Genomic DNA, 2,985 nt, shown 5'->3' with positions numbered 1-2,985 from the left:
GCCGGCCCGCCGGTCCGGCTACTTCGTCGGCTTCCTGCCGGTGACGCCGTAGTGCACCAGCAGGGCCAGATTGGGTTTGAGCTCGGCCTGCTTGACGCCCCAGCTCTGGAAGCCCTTCTGGTGCCCGGCGACCGACGCCAGCATGGCGACGACGGAGCCTGCCATGGCCGCCGCGTTCACGTCCTTGTCGACCCGTTTCTTGCTCTGGAGCTCCTGGATCGACTCGGTGAGCGAGTTGGTGACGGCATTGAGGATCTTCATGCGGATCTTGTAGAAGCGTTTGTCGCCCTCGGCGGCGCCCAGGTCGACGACGCGGAGAATCGCGTCGTTCCTGCGCCAGAAGGAGAGAAAGCCGTCGACCAGTTCCTCGGCCGCCTGCCATCCCGCCTTGCCCGCCCAGGAGCGTCCGGCGACCAGATCGGTCAGCTGTGCGCCTTCCTTGGCCATCTCCTCGGCGATTTCGAGGACGGCGCCCTCGACGTCGGGGAAGTACTGATAGAACGTGGCGGGTGAGGTGCCCGCTTTTCGGGCCACATCGATGACCTTGACGTCCCGGTAGGGGGACGAACTGAGCATTTCGCTGAGGCAGTCGAGCAGCTTCTGCCGGGTCGCCTGACCACGGCGGCCGGCAACTCTGCCGTCGACGGTTCGTACTTGTCCTGTCATGCCGTCAGCTTACCGAGGGGTGATCGGCGCGCGATTTGGCTGCCTGCAAATGGGGACGGGGGGACTTGGGGATAGTCGGTCCCGATTACGGCCCGTGTGCGGCGGCCCTGGTATGGGCCTGGGCAGCTCCGTGAGGGTTCTCGTTGCACACAATGCCGCCGCCGTTGTGCGGAATGCGGCGGGCAATGCGCCACGGGCGCGGGAGCCCCGCCGGGGGCCGCGATGCGGGGCCTCCGGCGGAATCCGCGGGCGCCCGGGGACGGACTTCGCGAGGATGCGCCCCGGTTGATCCAATGCGGTGAACCGGGCCATCAACAGGCTGTGGACAACCCAGGTCGACGGATATGCCGCAAATCCCCTTCCGGGGGCCGAGGTTGATCAACTTCTCCGCGTCGGAATAATTCAACTGTTCGAATGAATGCCGGGCGAACCCGGGTAACCGGCGCCAGGGCGGACATATGGCAACCCACGCCCCCGGCGACTCTCGTCGTGCGACCGCCCGCCCCCGCCCCGGAAAACGTTTCACAGCACACTTCCGGCCCGCCCTTCCCCGAAGACGCCACGAATTCCGTACCCGTACCCGGTAATTTCGCGACCGGCGGAATACGGAGGCGCCGAGGGGTGTGCTGGCGTCCTCTCCGTACGCCGGCGGGAGGGATTTCCCGCCCGCCGCCGATATCGCGGAGACGGGCGTCGCGCCCCGGAATGCGGGCGCCGCGCCACCCCGCCGTCACGGGCTCGCGAGGCCGTCACCGGACGCCCCGTCAGCCGCCCCGTGGCACCGCCGACGCACCGCACCCGGTGTCGTGGCCGTGAAATGACCTCCGGCACCGCAGAATTGATCCGACACGGATCAATCCGGCCGACCGGTCGGGGCGGCACGGAAGGCAGCGGGGCGACGGGGGCAGTGGGGATGTGCGGGGAGGCGACGGGTGTGCCCGGCGGACTCGGGTGGCCGGAAAGCGACGGGTCCGCTCCGTACGGTGGGCGTCCCGCGCCACCGGGACGGGCCCCGGTCGCCCGTACGGAGGGGCCGCGGGCGGATCACCGGGTCGCCCGTACGGATTCCGCGGCCCGCCCCGGGCGCCCCAGTGGCCCCCGCGCCAGGCCCCCGTCCGGCGGGCCGGCGCGGCCCTGCGGCCCGCCGACGTCGCCGTCGGGGCACGTCAGCCGCCCGTGCGTTACGGTGGGTAACGATGTCGGTGCGCAGCGCGCACGGCGGCCGGGGAGGCGGCGTGCGGGCCCCGGGTTCGCCACCGCCGACTCCGCCAGGAACAATCAGCACGCGTACGGCCGTTTCGGCCATGGCGGTGGGACGCCGCTCGGGGCAGTGGCTCTCGGCGGACCGGTGCGCTGGACAGTCTCTTTGACGCCCCAAGGGGAGGTGGCAGGAAAGTGGTGGAGCAGCTGACGCAGCACGATCCCCGGCGGATCGGGCCGTTCGAGGTGCTCGGTCGTCTCGGGGCCGGCGGCATGGGACTCGTCTATCTGGCGCGGTCGGCGTCCGGCCGCCGCGTGGCGATCAAGACGGTGCGCACGGAACTCGCCGAGGACCAGCTGTTCCGGGTCCGCTTCACCCGGGAGGTGGAGGCGGCCCGCGCCGTCAGCGGCTTCTACACCGCCGCGGTGGTGGACGCCGATCCGCGCGCCGCGGTCCCGTGGCTCGCGACGGCGTACGTGCCCGCGCCCTCCCTGGAGGAGATCGTCAACGAGTGCGGGCCGCTGCCCGCGCAGGCCGTGCGCTGGCTCGCCGCCGGCATCGCCGAGGCGCTCCAGTCCATCCACGGCGCGGGCCTCGTCCACCGCGACCTCAAGCCGTCCAACGTCCTGGTCGTCGAGGACGGCCCCCGGGTCATCGACTTCGGTATCGCCTCCGGGGTGTCCAGCACGCGGCTGACGATGACCAACGTCGCCGTCGGCACGCCCGCGTACATGTCGCCCGAGCAGGCCCGTGACTCCCGCAGTGTCACCGGCGCGAGCGATGTCTTCTCCCTCGGCTCGACCCTGGTCTTCGCCGCCACCGGGCACGCCCCCTTCCACGGCGCCAACCCCGTCGAGACCGTCTTCATGCTGCTGCGCGAGGGCCCCGACCTCAGCGGACTCCCGGACGAACTGCGTCCCCTGATGGAGTCGTGCATGCAGATGGAGGCCGCCAACCGGCCGTCCCCCGCCGACCTCCAGTCCCGTCTCGCCCCGCACCTCTTCAGCTCCGGCGGCGACGACAGCGGCACCGCCTCGGCCTGGCTGCCCGCCCGCGCCGTCGCCCTCATCGAGGAACGGCACGGCGGCCGCTCGGCCGTCCCCCGGGCCACCGCGCAC

General features: G+C 71.5%; 2 protein-coding genes. One reads left to right on the top strand and one right to left on the bottom strand.

Annotated features, from left to right (window positions below; translation table 11 throughout):
* Positions 1-18: 18 nt before the first annotated feature.
* Positions 19-666: a TetR family transcriptional regulator gene (locus AC51EU_RS29050; protein ID WP_496270074.1), complete on the bottom strand. Its 648-nt coding sequence runs from the start codon at positions 664-666 to the stop codon at positions 19-21.
* Between the two features lie 1,395 nt (positions 667-2,061).
* Here AC51EU_RS29050 and AC51EU_RS29045 point away from each other — a divergent pair.
* Positions 2,062-2,985: serine/threonine-protein kinase (locus tag AC51EU_RS29045; RefSeq protein WP_496270073.1), on the top strand; the 924-nt coding region annotated here is incomplete at its 3' end.

The organism is Candidatus Streptomyces philanthi, assembly GCF_059553635.1.
This window is presented reverse-complemented; position numbering and strand designations above follow the sequence as displayed.

Excerpts from the sequence above, each read along its gene's own strand:
- AC51EU_RS29050 (WP_496270074.1), bottom strand. The coding sequence starts at position 666 with ATGACAGGACAAGTACGAACCGTCGACGGCAGAGTTGCCGGCCGCCGT.